Genomic DNA, 15,715 nt, shown 5'->3' with positions numbered 1-15,715 from the left:
TCGCATAGCAATTTGCCCCCTCATTTCTTCAACCGTAATGCCTTGTTTTCTCGATTCTAATTCAGGCAAATTACTAAAACTCGCTGTTTCCAATATCTGTAACTACTGTATTGCTAACTGCCGCAGCATTTCCATCCGTTCTTTTTGACACTTTCCCCGATGAAGTCAAGACCAAATGACACGCCTACTTTTCAGTGAAATCCTGAAACTTTAATTGATTTGCCAACCAGCCGTAGTCTGCTGAATATTCCACAAATGATGATATAACCCTTGTTTTTTCATTAGTTCCTCATGAGTCCCTACTTCTTTTACTTGACCCTGATTCAGTACAATAATCTGATCGGCACCGGCGATAGTTTTTAATTTGTGGGCAATCATCACAACGGTGCGGTCTTTTACCAATTCCTCAATAGCCTGCTGCACTTCCACCTCGTTTTCGGGATCAAGAGAAGATGTTGCTTCGTCAAGCAGCAGCACAGGTGCATCTTTAAGGATTGCACGAGCAATAGAAATTCGCTGTTTCTCCCCACCCGATAAAGTAGAACCGCCCTCGCCAACCATAGTATTGTAACCGTTTGGCAAAGCCATAATAAAATCATGGCAATGAGCCAGCTTCGCGGCTGCTTCAATCTCCCCCTGTGTAGCGTTTTCCTTACCATAGCGGATATTATTTCCAATGGTATCCTGGAACAAATACACATCTTGAAAGACCACGGATATTTTAGACATTAGCTTCTCCGGGTCAACTGTCTTTTCATCAACTCCTCCAAAGCGGACAACGCCGCTCTGCGGGTCATAGAATCTGGCAATCAAACGAAGCATTGTGCTTTTCCCACTGCCGGAAGGTCCAACAATAGCTGTCATGGTTCCTTTCGGGAAACTTGCGTTGACATTGTGAAGTACCACATCTTTCCCACAGCCCAGGCTGCCCTCTCTTGCTCTTTCGGAGCAATTCACCTTGTAGCCAAAAGTAACATTCTCAAAGATAACATTGTGATCTTCCGGGACTTCCCCATCGCCCTGCATAGTGGGTTCTTCCAGTAAATCTACAATACGCTTTCCCCCAGCGGCCTGATAAGTAAATACGGGAAGCTGAGTAATGGCGCTCACTAATGGGTCAAATACACGAGATCCAACCAAAAGGAAGATAATCAGCATTGGCAATTCCAGTGTGCCGCCGATAAGCAGATAAGTGCCGGCCATCGTAATCATAGAAAGCCCGATTTGCAGGAACGCAACCGCTATCAAGTAAAACGGGCCAGATACACCTTCCAGCTTAATGCTTTCTTTCATAAAGTTATGGAAAGCACATTCCAGCTTTTTGAAATTTGCCCCCCGCAGGTTATACGCTTTCATAACTTTCATTCCAGTAAGATATTCCTGCAATCGGTTTGTCTGCTCAATTCTTGCTCTTGTGTGTGCTGCGCCACGTTTGCGGTCGATCACACGGACACCCCAAAGAATCAAGAAAGTGACAGGCAATCCTGCGAACATTGCCAGCGCCATGCGCCAATCAGCAAAAGCCATTCCAAACAGGGCCAGAAACGCTACAATGATACCGCTGATAAGCTGCGGCAAAATGTGTGTAACACCTTCCTCGATCTGGCTGAAATCGTTCATCATGGTATTTCCTAATTCACCGGAATCCTTGCTCATAAGAAATCCCAGAGGCAGTTTACGGATATGCTCCGCAAGACGGATTCGCCCGTCTGCGCTGGCCGCATAACCATCATGGAAAGTTGCATGGGTTGCTTTGCGCTCCAAAATATAGACTACAATGGAAGTTACCAAAATACCGCCCCAAGACAGCCATAGGGTTTTAATATCCAGAGAACCAGTGTCACCAGCAAAGAACGAATATATCGTAATGACAAACAATGCCAGAAACATAAAAGAAAACAGATTTACATTGGTAACAACCGTCCAGATAACTGGCTTTTTCAGTTTCTTAGGATTCCCAGCCGTTACCTGATAAACAGGATTTGTCTTTTTCATACTTGTGCCGCCTCCTTATCCGTCCCTTTTTTCAGCTCCCAATCGGACGAAGCTGTATAGGCTACCCACATCTTATAGTAGGTTTTTTTATTTTTTAGAAGCTGCTCATGGGTTCCTGCTTCTTCGATGATCCCGCGATTGATAACCATAATCTTATTAGCGTTCCGAATAGTCATCAGGCGGTGGGCGATAATCAACACAGTCTTGTTTTTAATCAATTCTTGTAGCGCCAACTGCATTTGATACTCATTCTCTGGGTCGGCATAGGCGGTTGCCTCATCAAGAATCAGGATTGGAGCATTTTTTAAGATTGCTCTTGCTACGGAAACCCGCTGTTCTTCGCCTCCCGATAAATATACTCCTCCCTCCCCAATTAAGGTATCGTAACCTTGGGGCAGTTTTTCAATAAATTCATGACATTGTGCTGCCCTGGCCGCTGCATAGACTTCTTCTTTTGTTGCGCCGGGTCTTCCCACAGCAATGTTATTATAGAGCGTATCGGAAAATAGAAAGCAGTCTTGAAACACGAAAGACATGGTATTCATCAAAGCTTCCGTTTTCATGTCCCGGATATCTACGCCGCCAATCGTTACGCGGCCTTCCTTTACGTCCCAAAATCGGGGAATAAGCTGTGCAATGGTTGATTTTCCAGACCCGGAGGGTCCCACAAGAGCCGTTATTGCTCCCTGATCGGCAGTAAAACTCACATGATCTAAGACCTTTGGCCCGTCCTCATAGGAAAAAGATACATTGTGAAACTCAATCGTATATCCATTGGGTTTTTTACTGATTTCCGGTTCTTTTACCTCATTTGTGCTTAACACTTCGTTCACGCGCCGCACGCCTTCATTGATATTGTTGAAGCTGGAACCAAAGTTGTTAAACTTAAATACAGGCGTAGCAATTCCCGGTGCAAAAACCAGGACAAACAGCAGTGTCATAGCAAATGCCATATTCTGCGGATTTCCTGTAAGGAACAGCATACCTACAGGGATAATAAATGCGGAGAGCGAAAGTACAAATACGCGGAACAATACATAACAAGGTTCGTAATTGTCTGCATATTTTGTAGTCATATCGCGGTAGGCGACAATGTCATCATAGAACTTTCGGAAAGAGCGTACAGTCTGTCCGAAAATTTTGATAGAGGGCATACCTCTCACATACTGCACAGAAGATGTATTGATATTCTCCATTGCGTCGTAGTATTCTTTCAAACCCTCTTTGGCTTTTGCTCCAAACATAAAGGAGAACTGCACAACAAAACCTACGATAATTGGAATAATACAGGCAAGAGCAAGCCAGACATTCAGGCTGAACATAACGGCAACCATAAATACAATCACGGCAACGGTACTAACCATATCTGGAAACTGGTGAGCAATAAAAATCTCAATCTGTTCAACGTCCTGCTCAGTAATCTGCTTTACCTTACCGATAGAATTGCGGCTGAACCACCCCAAGGGCAATCCACTGATATGCTGGGACAGCTTTACACGGATTCCATAAAGGGTACGGTAGGCCGCTATATGGCCGATCATACCACCTATATACATAAATACATAGCAGATCACCAACCCGACGGTTCCGAATAAGGCCCAAAAGGTCATATAAGAAGTGTCCACTTGGCTAATATCTGCAGCATTGCGCAGAAGTTCCGTCATGACTTTATAGACAGCCAGATACGGAGCTAATTGGAACAGCGCCGCAATCGTTGAAAGCGAAGCACCAACGATCATCAAGGTTTTTTTCTGACCGGCCATTTCTAATAACCCAGGAATACCGTTTTTTTGTTTTTTCTCTTTGCCCATAAACAATCAACTCCTTTCTGGCAAAGGATAAATTATTCTGCATTCGAAAGACGCTTTTTTACAATCTTATTTCCCCATAAGCAGCCAAGTATCGCACACACCACAGTAACAGCAGTCAGTACAATCGCAAGCTGTGTACTGAGGAGTTCAATAACTTTCATTCCAATATCGCTTGTAAAGCTACCTTCATAAAGTTTCTTGAATGCTTCTTCCATGTAACAGAGCGGTATATATTCTCCTAATGCCAGACCTATCATTGGCATGGAAATACCGATTATCTTCGCTTTATTGCTGTTCTTTCCAGCTGTATCATAAATGAGTTCCCCAAGCAGACCGCCGACAGAAGTACAAATAAACAACATTCCATAAGGTACCATTGTAAATAAGCAGAGACCAAAGATAAAGGACGGAATAAAAATTCCACCCCGGATATTCAATTTAGAAAGCATCACGACATAGATAAGTCCTCCGGCAACTGCAAGTATGCAGGGTAATACAACCAGAACTGGCGGAAAAAAACCTATCGTACACGCAATAACCCATCCTACTGCTATCCACAAGGCTGTAAACACACCGATACGAATTAAGTCTTTCAATTTTCTGCTTTCTTTTGTTTGATTACTCATAAAAAACACGCTCCTTTTCTTTAAAATGAGATTTGAAAATATTGTGCCAGATTTTCCGGCCTATACTCATCAGGAGAAATGTATCGTATCGTACAGTCCTCCTGTAAAAGTAAGAGTGAAGTAAAAAGATTGGCGGCCAATTCATAATCATGGGTAATCACAAATACACAGGTTCCACGATCTGCCAACTTTTTAATTTCTTCTTGAACAATCTTCATATTCTTTGCGTCAAGGCCACTGGTAGGCTCATCTAAATAAAGGAATGGAAGGCAGTGCATTTTGGCAAGTGCAATGGAAAGCCGCTGCTTCTGTCCGCCAGATAACATTGTCGGGTGTCTTTTCAGATATTCACTGAGGCCAAATCGTTCTAATATGTGAATTGCCCGATCTTTATCCGGTTTGGTCTTTTTTGTTCCCATCAGCATTTCTTCCAGCACATTAGGCGCAAACAGTTGATAATCAACATCTTGCATGACATAGAAAGATTTTTTCCGCCTTTGCTGTTTGCCAGCATAGCTGCCGTTGATTAAAATTTTCCCCGTTTTAGGTTTTTCAAGGCCCATGAGCGTCCGGATCAATGTGCTTTTTCCAGCACCATTTTTTCCAATAATCCCTACAATTTCACCGCCATAGGCAGAAAATGATACATCATGCCACAATAATGGTTTTCCAGAATAGCCAAAAGAGAGCTTTTCTATTTTTATAGAATATGTTTCCTGCTTTACATCACTGGAATGAGATGTTGGCAAAATTTGAGTTAAATCCGCTTTACGCAGGCCTTGCACTGTAAACCATTCCATAGGACGATTATCAAAGTCCTGTCCGTCTATCTCACAAGCAATTTTTCCGTCTTTCATTATGGCAACACGATCTGTCAAACCTTTTAAATAGTAGAGTTTATGTTCAGATATAAGAATCGTATTGCCTTGTTCTTTTAGTGATTTTAATACTTTCCGAAGCTGCTCTGTACCAACGGAATCAAGATTGGCAGACGGCTCATCTAAAACATAAATGCCTACACCAACCATATAGATAGAAGCGATTGCTACTTTCTGCTTTTCACCGCTGGATAAATCAAAAATGTTTTTTCCTAATAAATCCTGAATTTCTAGCGCGTCCACTGATTTTTTATATTGTGTCTGCATTTTTTCCAAAGGAGTTTCCAGATTTTCACTTGGGAAAGGAATCTCTGTCTTTACATGGAGCGTAAAAAACTGAGAGCGCGGGTCTTGAAATACAGAACCAACCAACGATGAAAAATCTCCGGTTTCATGCTCTTTTATATTCATATTGCAAATACGGCAGCTCCCAGACAAATCTCCTTCAAAAAAATCTGGTATTAAGCCATTGATACATCGGGTTAAAGTAGTTTTTCCACAACCGCTGTGTCCCGTCAAAAGAATAAACTCGCCTTTTTGAACGGAAAGATTGATTTTTGACAAACTTTCACGGCCAGCGTCGTGATAGCGAAAACTAAAGTTTGAAAACTCTATAACAGGTGGATGCATAGGATTGCCTCCTTTCAAAATAAAATGATGTAATCATTGATACATACTAAACCTGCTGCAAGAAGGACCATACAGAACAGATAGAACATATCCATTTTACACAGCTTCACTTTTGTGCAGCATGTCCTCCTACGCTTCGTACTCAAACCCTTGCAAATAGAAGCAGCGGATAATTCTTCCGATATTTTTTCACTTCGGTATAAAAGTGGGACTAAAAAATTTTCCGCATATTGCATAGGGTGTTTGAATGTATCCCAAACAGAAGATTTAAGGTTCCTCATTTTAAGGCTTTCCCGAATATATCCAATCTCTTTTAGAATTGTGGGTATGTAACGATAGATGACAGATAAAGGAATCAGAACCAACTTAGGCACTCTCCACACTTCCAGTGAAAAAAGAAGTTCATCCATTGGAGCCTTTTCAATCAATACTCTTGCTGCAAGATACGCCGGATAAAGCCTTGACATCAACATAAGAAACAGAGGAAATAAATCCGAAATAACAGGGATATAAATCCATTGTAGTCCCAGAAGGAGTAACAATATCGCTCCATAACCTATAAGATTTTTTACAAACACTTTCCAGCCGCACTGAAACAGCAATATAATATCTACTATTAACACCAAAAGAAACAGCGCAAGTAGATTTCGGAAGACAGACGCCAATACTGATACCACGACAATCTGGATAATTAGAACTCGTGGATCAGGTCTGGAAGCCTTAAAATCCATTTGCATATTTTCACCACCTTTTTCTTGCTGAAATGATAGGAATATGGTATAATACTAAGAAATTAGTTGTAACTAACCAATGTATATCAGTATACTCCAGGTCTGAGGATTTCACAATAAACCAGAGGAAGGAACGTCGTATCGGCGTATAAGTGCGTCGAAATGGCGTATTAAGTAGTAATCTTATGAAACCAATAAAAGAGCTATATCACTCTATGCTTTCGGACGGCGGCTTTTACTTAGATAATGAACACAAAGAGCCTTACAAAGAGTTTACCTGCTATACTTTAAGCGTAGAAAAAGGGCAAGGTCACTTTTGGGTTTATTTTTATGAAAACATGTTTGAAATTACAATCCGTGACTTTCTTTTTTATGATGATTTTATGTTAGAATGTCCGGAACATGAATTTCTGTCTGTGACCTACTATACCTCTGTATCTGGTGAAGAGTTCCGCCCTTATTGCCAGCTTTCGCCCAATAGCCTGCAAGCGCAGATTGGGCAAAGTGATAAGGTATATCAGGCGATCTATCACAAAAACATTCCGCTGCAAAGTATCAGCTTTACGATCATGCCGAAATTCTATCAACAATATTTACGAGAAAGATTTCCAGGAGAATATATTGATCCCAGCGAGGCATTTCGCAGAATGCAAATAGGAACTGATTTTCCTGAACTAATCGCCATATTAAAACAAATTGAGGGTTATCGGGGAACTGGTCTTACAGCCAAGATGTTTTATGAGGGGAAAATTTTAGAAGCAGTATCTCTGATTATGGAGAAGGCACGGAGTAATCTAGAGAAGAAAAACAAGTTACACTTAACAGAACAAAATCAAGATAATCTTTCCGCAGTCGCAGCTTATTTGGATAACCATTATACCTTTTCAGTGCCTATCGAGAGATTGTGCCGGATTTCATTCATGGGGCAGACCAAGTTAAAAGCTGCATTTAAGGAATGTTTTGGCTGTACACTTTATGATTACATTTTACAAAAAAGAGTAGGGCAAGCACAACATTTATTGCTTGTTACGGATTTGAGCATTGCTGAAATTGCACAGGCAGTTGGGTATGACCGATCTGAAAGTTTTGCAAAACAGTTTCAACGTGTTACTGGTTTATTGCCAAGAGAATATAGGAAATTAATAAAGAAGTGAATGTTAGATATTAAGATATTTTCATGTCCCATAGTAAACCGGTACCTGTGTTCTTGATTTTCTTCCAGTAAGCTATTATCAATTATTACCGTATTAGCCTTTGCACTAATATACTCAGCACAATACTTCGCCGGATTATAGACAGGTATTTTATCCTTATCATTAAATACGGTCATCCCAAGATACAAACCACAATGTGACAGGTACTGGAAGTCTTGCTCCATACCGAGATAATCTTGAACAAACAAATCAATGTCTATCTCCTGCGGAGTCCTAAGTGCCTCTGGCATAAACTCATCAACGAGATTTTCCCCAATAACATCAATCTCTTTCTATTATGTATTCCGGTAAATCAGGAGTTACTGCATTCCTCTTTTTTCCAGCCAAATCAAGCATGAGTGCGTTTTCTTCCTTTGAAAGATTCAGGATATTTGCGAGTTGGGTAAGTTTTTCGATATCAAAGGGATTGCGTCTGTCTTTTTCCACATCAGTTAAGAACGGGGCCGACACATTCAGCATTTCTGCCATTTTTCAGAAAGTTTTATTCCTTTCCATACCAAGTCAATGCAGATAGTCATATAAAGAACGGTATCCTTGTTTCTGCTCTTTCTGTTTTCTAATAGAAGATTCAGCAAGCTCTGCTGTTTCAAACAGCCGATTGCTCCGTACTTGGATTCCCCCACTTGTTCCAAATCAAACAATATAAAAATCTCCGCTCCGTCTTACGATTCTCACTTCACAGATTGCCCGATTGATCTCGGCAACTTATGCCGTTGAGCCGATTTCATATTTCAGATATATCGCCTTCCCTACTGAAGTCAGAAAAAGGGAAAGTCAACCGACCTGTCAGTTTTATCGCGCGATGCCATCCTAATGTAGCGACAATCACATTATACGAACATTTGTTCTTGCTGCCAACGTAGATTAATTATTTTATTCAATCAAGACTCTTAACCTTCCAATATCCTGATTTATCACTTCCAATTCTCTCTATTAAATCTTTCTTTCGCAAAGAATCCAGTGTCCGCTGGATTGTCCTCAATGACTTTGATGTAGTATCTGCCAGTTCCTGTCTTGTGTAATAAGGATTCTTCCCAAGCAGACCATATACTGCCTGCTCATTCTTGTTCAAGGAAATATTTACAGTGCCACTTTCAATGCCATTTACAGTGCCATCTGTCTTATTTTCAATCTTCCGTGCAAGAATATTTTTTGTCTTTCTATAAAAAATAAATGTAAATCCATTGTCCGCAAATTCATACGAATACTTTGTCCCTGCATCCTTACATAAACTGTTGATACGCTTAAATCCGCTTCCAAACTGCTCAATTGACTTATTCAAGTACAGAATTTTGGAAATTGCGGCATTCCGTATAGAAGACTGGGGATTTTTGTTAATATAATCTTCCGGACTGTATGTACTCGCAAAAGAACCTGGACTATATATAGTAACCTTCCCCGGATGTATGCAAATTTCATGGTATGTACTACCGTTATACACTGCATGGGCATAGCTGTTCGCTAAAATCTCCCTCACAGCCGCAACTGGAATTTCCGGGATCTCCTCTCTCTCCATACCGACAATCTCGCTTTTCCAATTTATGTTTTTCAAAATATATTTTTCCGCTATTCCAAGAAGATTCAAAATATTGTCTTCATACATCTGCATATCCAAAAATGTAAGTTTTTCATCCGTTGCAAAAACGGCCGCTTTTAAAGTTACCGGATGCGAATTCCCAAACAAAACATTTCCGGCATTCGTCAAATGATCTCCATCCACAAATCCGAATCTTTTCAACACGGTCTGTACAGTATATCTTCCATCCACCATGCGTCCTGCAACAATCGCCCTTTCGCAAAAAGCCTTTACAACGGCTTTATCAACCTGCTTTACAAGGCATTGCGATTTCGCTTTCTCCCATTTTTCCTTATATTCATTCGCAACAAAAAACTGCCTTAGTTCCGCAGGTGTTACTTCCCGGTCCTCGTCCGCTGTCCTCAAATAATATCTTCCCGCAGCAGAATAAGGATAATCCTCCCCATGAAACTCTACCTTAATTACATGACAGTCATCCAGAATTTCTTCCTGTATCACAGGATATATCTGTGGTTTTATGAATTCATATACGAATCTGGACACATCCCTAAGAGATGATTCCGACACATCCTGCCCAATCACATCACCATTTGGCTTTACGCCAAAATATAAAGTTCCAACGCCATGCTTATTCAAAATAGAAGAAATCGAAATCATAGCTTCTTTCAGTTCGCCAGTAGTTTTTTTGAATTCCAATGTCTCCGATTCTTTTCCTAAGTTCATTGTCTATCACACCTCCCCAAACAGTATAGCGCATTTCAGGATAAACTCCACCAGAAATGGCACTGTATTGGCATTGTAACGGCATCGCAAAATTTATTTTATTATCCAGTGCCATGATCATCTCTTTCTTATTTCTGAATATTCTGGCGCATTACAACTTTCCCTATGATTTTTCCCCATATGGCGCTGTCGGTTCTGCTACCATCGACAACGGTTGATGCCTATCCAAATCATAAGTAATCACTTTCTTTTCCTGCCCGGTAAAGGATGCCTGACCGCCAATACCAAAGTATTTTTCAAAGAAAGTCTTTAACTTATCAATGACGCCCTGTTTCTTCTTAGCTCTCCCACCACCTCCAAATCTTGAGATCGGGGGGTATGAGCTTGTCAATGTCTGTTCCGGATGTTTTTATTTCCCCATCCCGAAACGCATTCTCCATAAATTTGCGGGTATCTTCCGGCTTCAGTTTTTCCTCCGCTATAATTTCATCAAGATCATGTGACCTCTGTTCCACCACATAGCTGTGCCATTCATTCATAACATCATCCACGTCATTGATTCCCGCAATAAAAGTTTCAATGAGCTGTTTCTTACTGCGCAGTTCCGGACTGGCATCAATCGCTTTATGAATGGTAATCAGCACTTCCTTATCCTCACAATGGGTATCATGGTACTTCTTTACAAGCATAAGGATATAGTCAATATTGATTTCTATCTGCCGGATCAATTCAATCTCAAATACGACATCCTCTGTGATGTCCGTACTTTCCTGCCGTTTCCGTTTCCATTCATCCCGCAAGTCCTGATAACGACCGAGGTAATCCTGCAGATCCCGCTCTGAGATTAATTCATTCCCCTTGAAATCATCAAAGGACAGCAGCAGGTTTCTCATACAAAGAATCGCGCCAAACAGGGCAATAAAGTCTTTCTGGTTTTGTTCTCCAACAATCTGCGGCTCTGATAATGGAAACTTATAATTCAACTCCTCCATCAAATCCACATAGCTTGAGCGGGCAGTTTTGATGGCAGTCTACGACTGCCTAACTCCGCATTATTGCAGGTAACAAGTCCACCAAATCCACTGAATCTGCACGAACAAGTTACAGCCAAAATCCATAGAAAATGCCCGTATTTCAGTAAATAGGCCAAGGGAAATTTATGGTTTTTTCGTGGTTTTGGGCGTCCTCCCATTAGTAATCGGTCAACGGTATTTAGGGGACATAGGTCTGTCCATAAAAGAACAGGCAACAGCTTTTATTGCCATAAATATCTTAATAGACTATAAGCCATTAAAATCACATTCCAACTATTTTTTTGAGAGTATTGGCTGTTCTAATTGTAAGCATTTCGCCAATTCCTGTGCTTGCTGTTTTTTTCCACCAGTTTGCTTTCGCATAATTCTTTCTATCAAAAGACCAGAAAATAGCATTCTTACAAATACATATCTGTTCCAGTTCTTTTGTTGGCTCACCTATTTTCTCAGCTATCATTTCAGCGGCAGTAGAAGGCATTACAAAAATCAGGTTATCATATATTTCTTTGTCATCAGTTCCCCACCAAGCAGGGGCTTTGCTTAATAAATCTTTCAATTCTTCTTGTAAAATAACAAAAACCGGAATATCTAATTCAAACCGTTCTAGTATCATTGCCTTAATTTTATCCGCAAAAATAATTTCACTGCTTTCATCAATCGAAAAGACAATATTTCCACTATTAAGATGTGTAAAAACATCTTTACAGCCAAATTCTATAAAACTTGATTTCAGTTCTGCCATAGGGATTTTGTTTTTGCCACTTATATTAATACCTCTTAATAATGCAATATATCTTTTCATACTCGTACCTCTCTCAATACCATTTTAACTATTCTTTCTGAATCCCAATTTCTACACTCAAGTCTATCAAAACATTTTAAGATGTAATTATCAAATACAAAGTCAATTCTAAAATGGCGTCCATCAAATGTTATTCTTTTCTGTCTTGCAACAAATGAAAATCCTCGTCCCAATTCTAAATTTTAAAAGGAACATTTGCAAATGTGTTATCAATGCCTGTCCTAAATCACTTTCATAAAAATCGTCATTTGAACTTAAACCCAAAAATCCCAAAACGTATAGGTCGGGAATGATATCTTCTTGTTTCTTCGTTGCCTCAAATGGCTGTATTTCCTCTGCAACTTTTTCATTATTTTTACTGGATAACAAACTTTCATAGAAGAAAGAATTTATCTGACGCTCAAGCGGTCTGGTACTCCATTGAGATTTCACAGCTTCCTGCATATAAAATTCTCGTGTATACTCATTCTCCACTTGCATCAAAAACCGATAGTGAGTCCAACTCAATTCGCTACGCGGCGCGTAGCTATTTAGTAATGTCAAATAAAACTGCCGCATATTTTTTAGATTTGCACCTGTAAAACCCTTACCAAAATCCTGTGTCATTTGTCTTGATAATCCCTTCAATAAGTTAGCTCCATACTCTGCCTTTTCATTGCCGCCTTGTTCCTCTATGATTGATTTTCCAATGTTATAGTATGCTTCTACCATTGCAAAATAGGCGATTGGAGGATTACAATACATGTGTTACAACTGAATAAATAAAAAGCGAGGATAGCCCCTTTGTGTTATATTTGAATCACCACAAAACAAAAAAACATAAGGAGCTTCCCCGCATGACTAGTATAACACAAGATAGGAAATACCGTCTATCCTTAATCAAGTATGCTGAAAAATTCTGTATATAATAAATTACTCCATAGCAAATTTGGGGGTAACACCCTTAAAAAACTAAGATTATTACACAACAGAACTGCGGGAAATTAGACCCGGATAGATTAAAAATATTTTGCTATATCAACTTAGTTTAGTCTATAAAATCAAATTCAGATATAAATTTTTCTTTAAAAATATTAAATACGGCCTGCAAGTCTTCTTCATTATCAACTGAAATATAAGATTCTTTACCTCCATCCGTATCAATCACCTCTAATATCACTACCTCCCCGCTATCTTCGAAATTTTCTTCAGTGGGTAATAAAATAACATACTCTTTTCCTCTATATTCAACTAAATCTAAAAACTCAAATTGCACTGGGTTTCCCTTTTCATCATTGAGTGTGATGATATTATCCAGATCTGAATCAGGATTATCTGACTCCGTATTTTGAATAGTATTTAGAGATTCTTGTATACTGTTTTTAGGCTCATCATCATTGACAGTTTTGTCTTGTACAACAACATCATCATTTAGCGGGCCAAATAGCTCATCAAATTTACGTTCCAACTCTGCTTGTAAATCGAAATAATCATTCTCATCGTTATCATAATTTATCCTAGAACTATCAACAGGTAAAATATAGCTTGACCAATAATTTGATAGAACCGTACTTTGAGGAGCTCCTTTTCCCATGCGATACATTTGTGTCACCATCTGTAATGCTTTTTCAGAAACAGGATCATTTGCAGTAATATGATATATATAAGATTCTAAATCCTGATATGGATTAATATCTACATTCTCTTTAAATTTCAGCCCTCTGACTACATCAATTTGCATTTCAGACTCAGGGGCAATCTGATTTGGTATATAATCTGCATTAATTATCATATTCTTATTTGCAAATGTGAAATACCATAAATAACGGAAACCTCCTTTCCCCGAACTATTAACTTTTCGAATTAATACTTTTGATTGTTTCTTATCTTTTTGTACCATAAAACCGGATTTATAAGCTATAGCCATCAACAATTGTGCCTGGGGACTTTGTTTCTCTAAAGCCTGGCTAAGTAGTGAAACAGCTTTTTTATAATTATGTTCAACTCCTTCTCCCTTTATATACATTAATGCCAAGTTATACATGGCACGCACATTTGATTTGTCTATTGCTTTTTCATACCATATAATCACATCTTCTACTGTATCTAGAAAATCATGCTGTTGAACCATTCTTGCATAATTGCATGCTGATAATCCATTATTATCATCTGCTTCTTGATATAATTGGGCTGCCTTTAACAAATCACTGTTTGTACCCAAACCAAATTGATACATATATGCAAGATTACATTTAGCATCCGAAATAGTTTCCGAACTATAACTATTTTCTTCTGTCACAGCATTATAACAACGAAAAGCCTCCTCAACATTTTTATTTATATATTTACCTCTAAAATATAGATTACCAAGTTCTAAATATGCTTCTCCAATCTGATGATTGGCTGCTTCTTGATATAGTTGTATTGCTCTCTCAAAATTTTTTTCTGTGCCATTTCCATTAAAATATAGCTGTCCCATAAGAAATGTTGCTCTGTGAAACCCCATCATCGATGCTTTTTGAAATAAACCGAATGCTTTTACATAATCTGTAGAAGGGAAATCATTTAAATAGCACTCGCCAAGTAATGAAATACTAGGTGCGTCCTGAATTTCTGCTCCTCGAATTAACCAGTTTATAGCTTTTTCATCACACGCACATTCATTATCAGCTTTTACTATTTTCAAAGAGTCATAGTTTACATAAAACAAAAATTCCACAATAGGAATCGTATTGTCCCTTTTTAGATAATCCTTATATGTCTCATCCGCTAGAATACTGTGTTCGTTTCTTTTCGTTACTAAATAATCATATGGCCAGCCAACTCGATCTTCTCTATAAAGAATAAGTGCAATACGTTCGCGGAGCATATCATCTATAAAAAAATCATCTCGCTCTATCTGCGAACGTAATGAATCAATTTTGTTGACAGCATCTCCATATTCTTGTTCAGCGGCCTTACAATACCATATTAAGGACTTCCTTAAGTCTGTATCTACCCCTATTCCTTCAAAATACATATCACCAAGTAATTTTTGAGCAGTTTTCTCTCCTAGTGAAGCTGCTTTAAAACAAAATTTAAATGCAAGTTTTTCATTTTTATTGCATAAGATTCCATCTTTGAGTATCTTTGCATATTCATATAGGCCACGCCAGTGCCCATTAAGAGCTGCATACTCCAATAACTCTAATGCTTTAGCAAGATCTTTATTGATACCATCGCCTTTTTTGTAATGAAATGCCATATTTACTGCAGCATTGTAGTACCCATGCTCAAGTGCTTGTTGAAAATAATTCATCGCTATATCTACATTTTTTTCAACCCCATAACCATGAGAGTATATTAATCCCAGAGCATTTATAGCAGCAGCATTTCCTTCCGCAGCTGCCTTGCCATGGTATTCAAATGCTTTTTGATAATCCTCATTAACACCAATTCCATCCTGATAAGCAAACCCTAACAAAAGCGATGCTTCATTATCACCATCATTACTCTTTCTTTTAAGTTCAGACACTACAGCATCAAACCATTGCTTTTCTATTGAAATATAACTCGGAATAGTACTAGGTCTTAAAACTGTTTGTTTAAACAAATCAATTCGAGCGAGAGCAAAGCCTTTACTAGCGGATTTAAAGAAGAGATCGGCAGCTATATAATTTGATCTCTCTACTCCATCTCCTCTCTTATACTTTATTGCCAAATTGTATATGTCTTCTGCAGGCATCATAAAAGTATTATAATCAAAAAACTCCATT

General features: G+C 39.0%; 13 protein-coding genes. 1 reads left to right on the top strand and 12 read right to left on the bottom strand.

The annotated features are described in order from the left end of the window. Positions 1–210: 210 nt before the first annotated feature. The 5 genes from EFA47_RS04290 to EFA47_RS04270 are packed head-to-tail and all read right to left on the bottom strand — an operon-like array spanning position 211 to position 6,677. Positions 211–1,995, bottom strand: a complete 1,785-nt coding sequence (locus EFA47_RS04290; RefSeq protein WP_122642132.1) for an ABC transporter ATP-binding protein — start codon at positions 1,993–1,995, stop codon at positions 211–213. Then, positions 1,992–3,806, bottom strand: a complete 1,815-nt coding sequence (locus EFA47_RS04285; RefSeq protein ID WP_122642131.1) for an ABC transporter ATP-binding protein — start codon at positions 3,804–3,806, stop codon at positions 1,992–1,994. The genes EFA47_RS04290 and EFA47_RS04285 overlap by 4 nt, the downstream gene beginning before the upstream one ends. 32 nt (positions 3,807–3,838) lie before the next feature. Beyond that, the gene (locus EFA47_RS04280) at positions 3,839–4,432 is read right to left on the bottom strand and encodes an MptD family putative ECF transporter S component (RefSeq protein ID WP_122642130.1); all 594 of its coding nucleotides are present in this window, start codon (positions 4,430–4,432) and stop codon (positions 3,839–3,841) included. 20 nt (positions 4,433–4,452) lie between these two features. Next, entirely contained in the window at positions 4,453–5,940 is a 1,488-nt protein-coding gene (locus EFA47_RS04275) for an ABC transporter ATP-binding protein (protein ID WP_122642129.1), read from the bottom strand. A 14-nt stretch (positions 5,941–5,954) separates the two neighbouring features. Beyond that, on the bottom strand, positions 5,955–6,677 hold the full coding sequence (locus EFA47_RS04270; RefSeq protein WP_235853210.1) for an energy-coupling factor transporter transmembrane component T: 723 nt from the start codon (positions 6,675–6,677) through the stop codon (positions 5,955–5,957). Positions 6,678–6,856: 179 nt separating this feature from the next. Here EFA47_RS04270 and EFA47_RS04265 point away from each other — a divergent pair, with 179 nt between their 5' ends. After that, positions 6,857–7,825 (top strand): helix-turn-helix domain-containing protein, encoded by a 969-nt coding sequence (locus EFA47_RS04265; RefSeq protein ID WP_122642128.1) that lies wholly within the window; start codon positions 6,857–6,859, stop codon positions 7,823–7,825. A 321-nt stretch (positions 7,826–8,146) separates the two neighbouring features. Here EFA47_RS04265 and EFA47_RS04255 read toward each other — a convergent pair whose 3' ends face one another. From EFA47_RS04255 to EFA47_RS04225, 7 genes are all read right to left on the bottom strand, one after another. Next, positions 8,147–8,353 (bottom strand): helix-turn-helix domain-containing protein, encoded by a 207-nt coding sequence (locus EFA47_RS04255; protein ID WP_235853209.1) that lies wholly within the window; start codon positions 8,351–8,353, stop codon positions 8,147–8,149. Positions 8,354–8,762: 409 nt separating this feature from the next. Further along, positions 8,763–10,145, bottom strand: coding sequence for an RNA-binding domain-containing protein (locus EFA47_RS04245; protein ID WP_122642127.1), 1,383 nt, complete (start codon positions 10,143–10,145; stop codon positions 8,763–8,765). Positions 10,146–10,483: 338 nt separating this feature from the next. Further along, complete coding sequence (locus EFA47_RS04240) at positions 10,484–11,137, bottom strand: type I restriction endonuclease subunit R, EcoR124 family (protein ID WP_334295122.1); 654 nt, start codon at positions 11,135–11,137, stop codon at positions 10,484–10,486. A gap of 304 nt (positions 11,138–11,441) precedes the next feature. Beyond that, the gene (locus EFA47_RS04235) at positions 11,442–11,981 is read right to left on the bottom strand and encodes a DUF1697 domain-containing protein (protein ID WP_122642126.1); all 540 of its coding nucleotides are present in this window, start codon (positions 11,979–11,981) and stop codon (positions 11,442–11,444) included. Beyond that, positions 11,978–12,154, bottom strand: a complete 177-nt coding sequence (locus EFA47_RS20465) for a PDDEXK nuclease domain-containing protein (protein ID WP_235853208.1) — start codon at positions 12,152–12,154, stop codon at positions 11,978–11,980. Before EFA47_RS20465 ends, EFA47_RS04235 begins: the two co-directional genes overlap by 4 nt. Then, entirely contained in the window at positions 12,105–12,725 is a 621-nt protein-coding gene (locus tag EFA47_RS04230) for a DUF1016 N-terminal domain-containing protein (RefSeq protein WP_235853207.1), read from the bottom strand. The genes EFA47_RS20465 and EFA47_RS04230 overlap by 50 nt, the downstream gene beginning before the upstream one ends. Positions 12,726–13,008: 283 nt before the next feature. Further along, on the bottom strand, positions 13,009–15,714 hold the full coding sequence (locus EFA47_RS04225) for a DUF1292 domain-containing protein (RefSeq protein WP_164689918.1): 2,706 nt from the start codon (positions 15,712–15,714) through the stop codon (positions 13,009–13,011). Position 15,715: the final 1 nt, after the last annotated feature.

The organism is Luxibacter massiliensis (genome assembly GCF_900604355.1).
Taxonomy (GTDB): Bacteria; Bacillota; Clostridia; order Lachnospirales; family Lachnospiraceae; genus Luxibacter; species Luxibacter massiliensis.
This window is presented reverse-complemented; position numbering and strand designations above follow the sequence as displayed.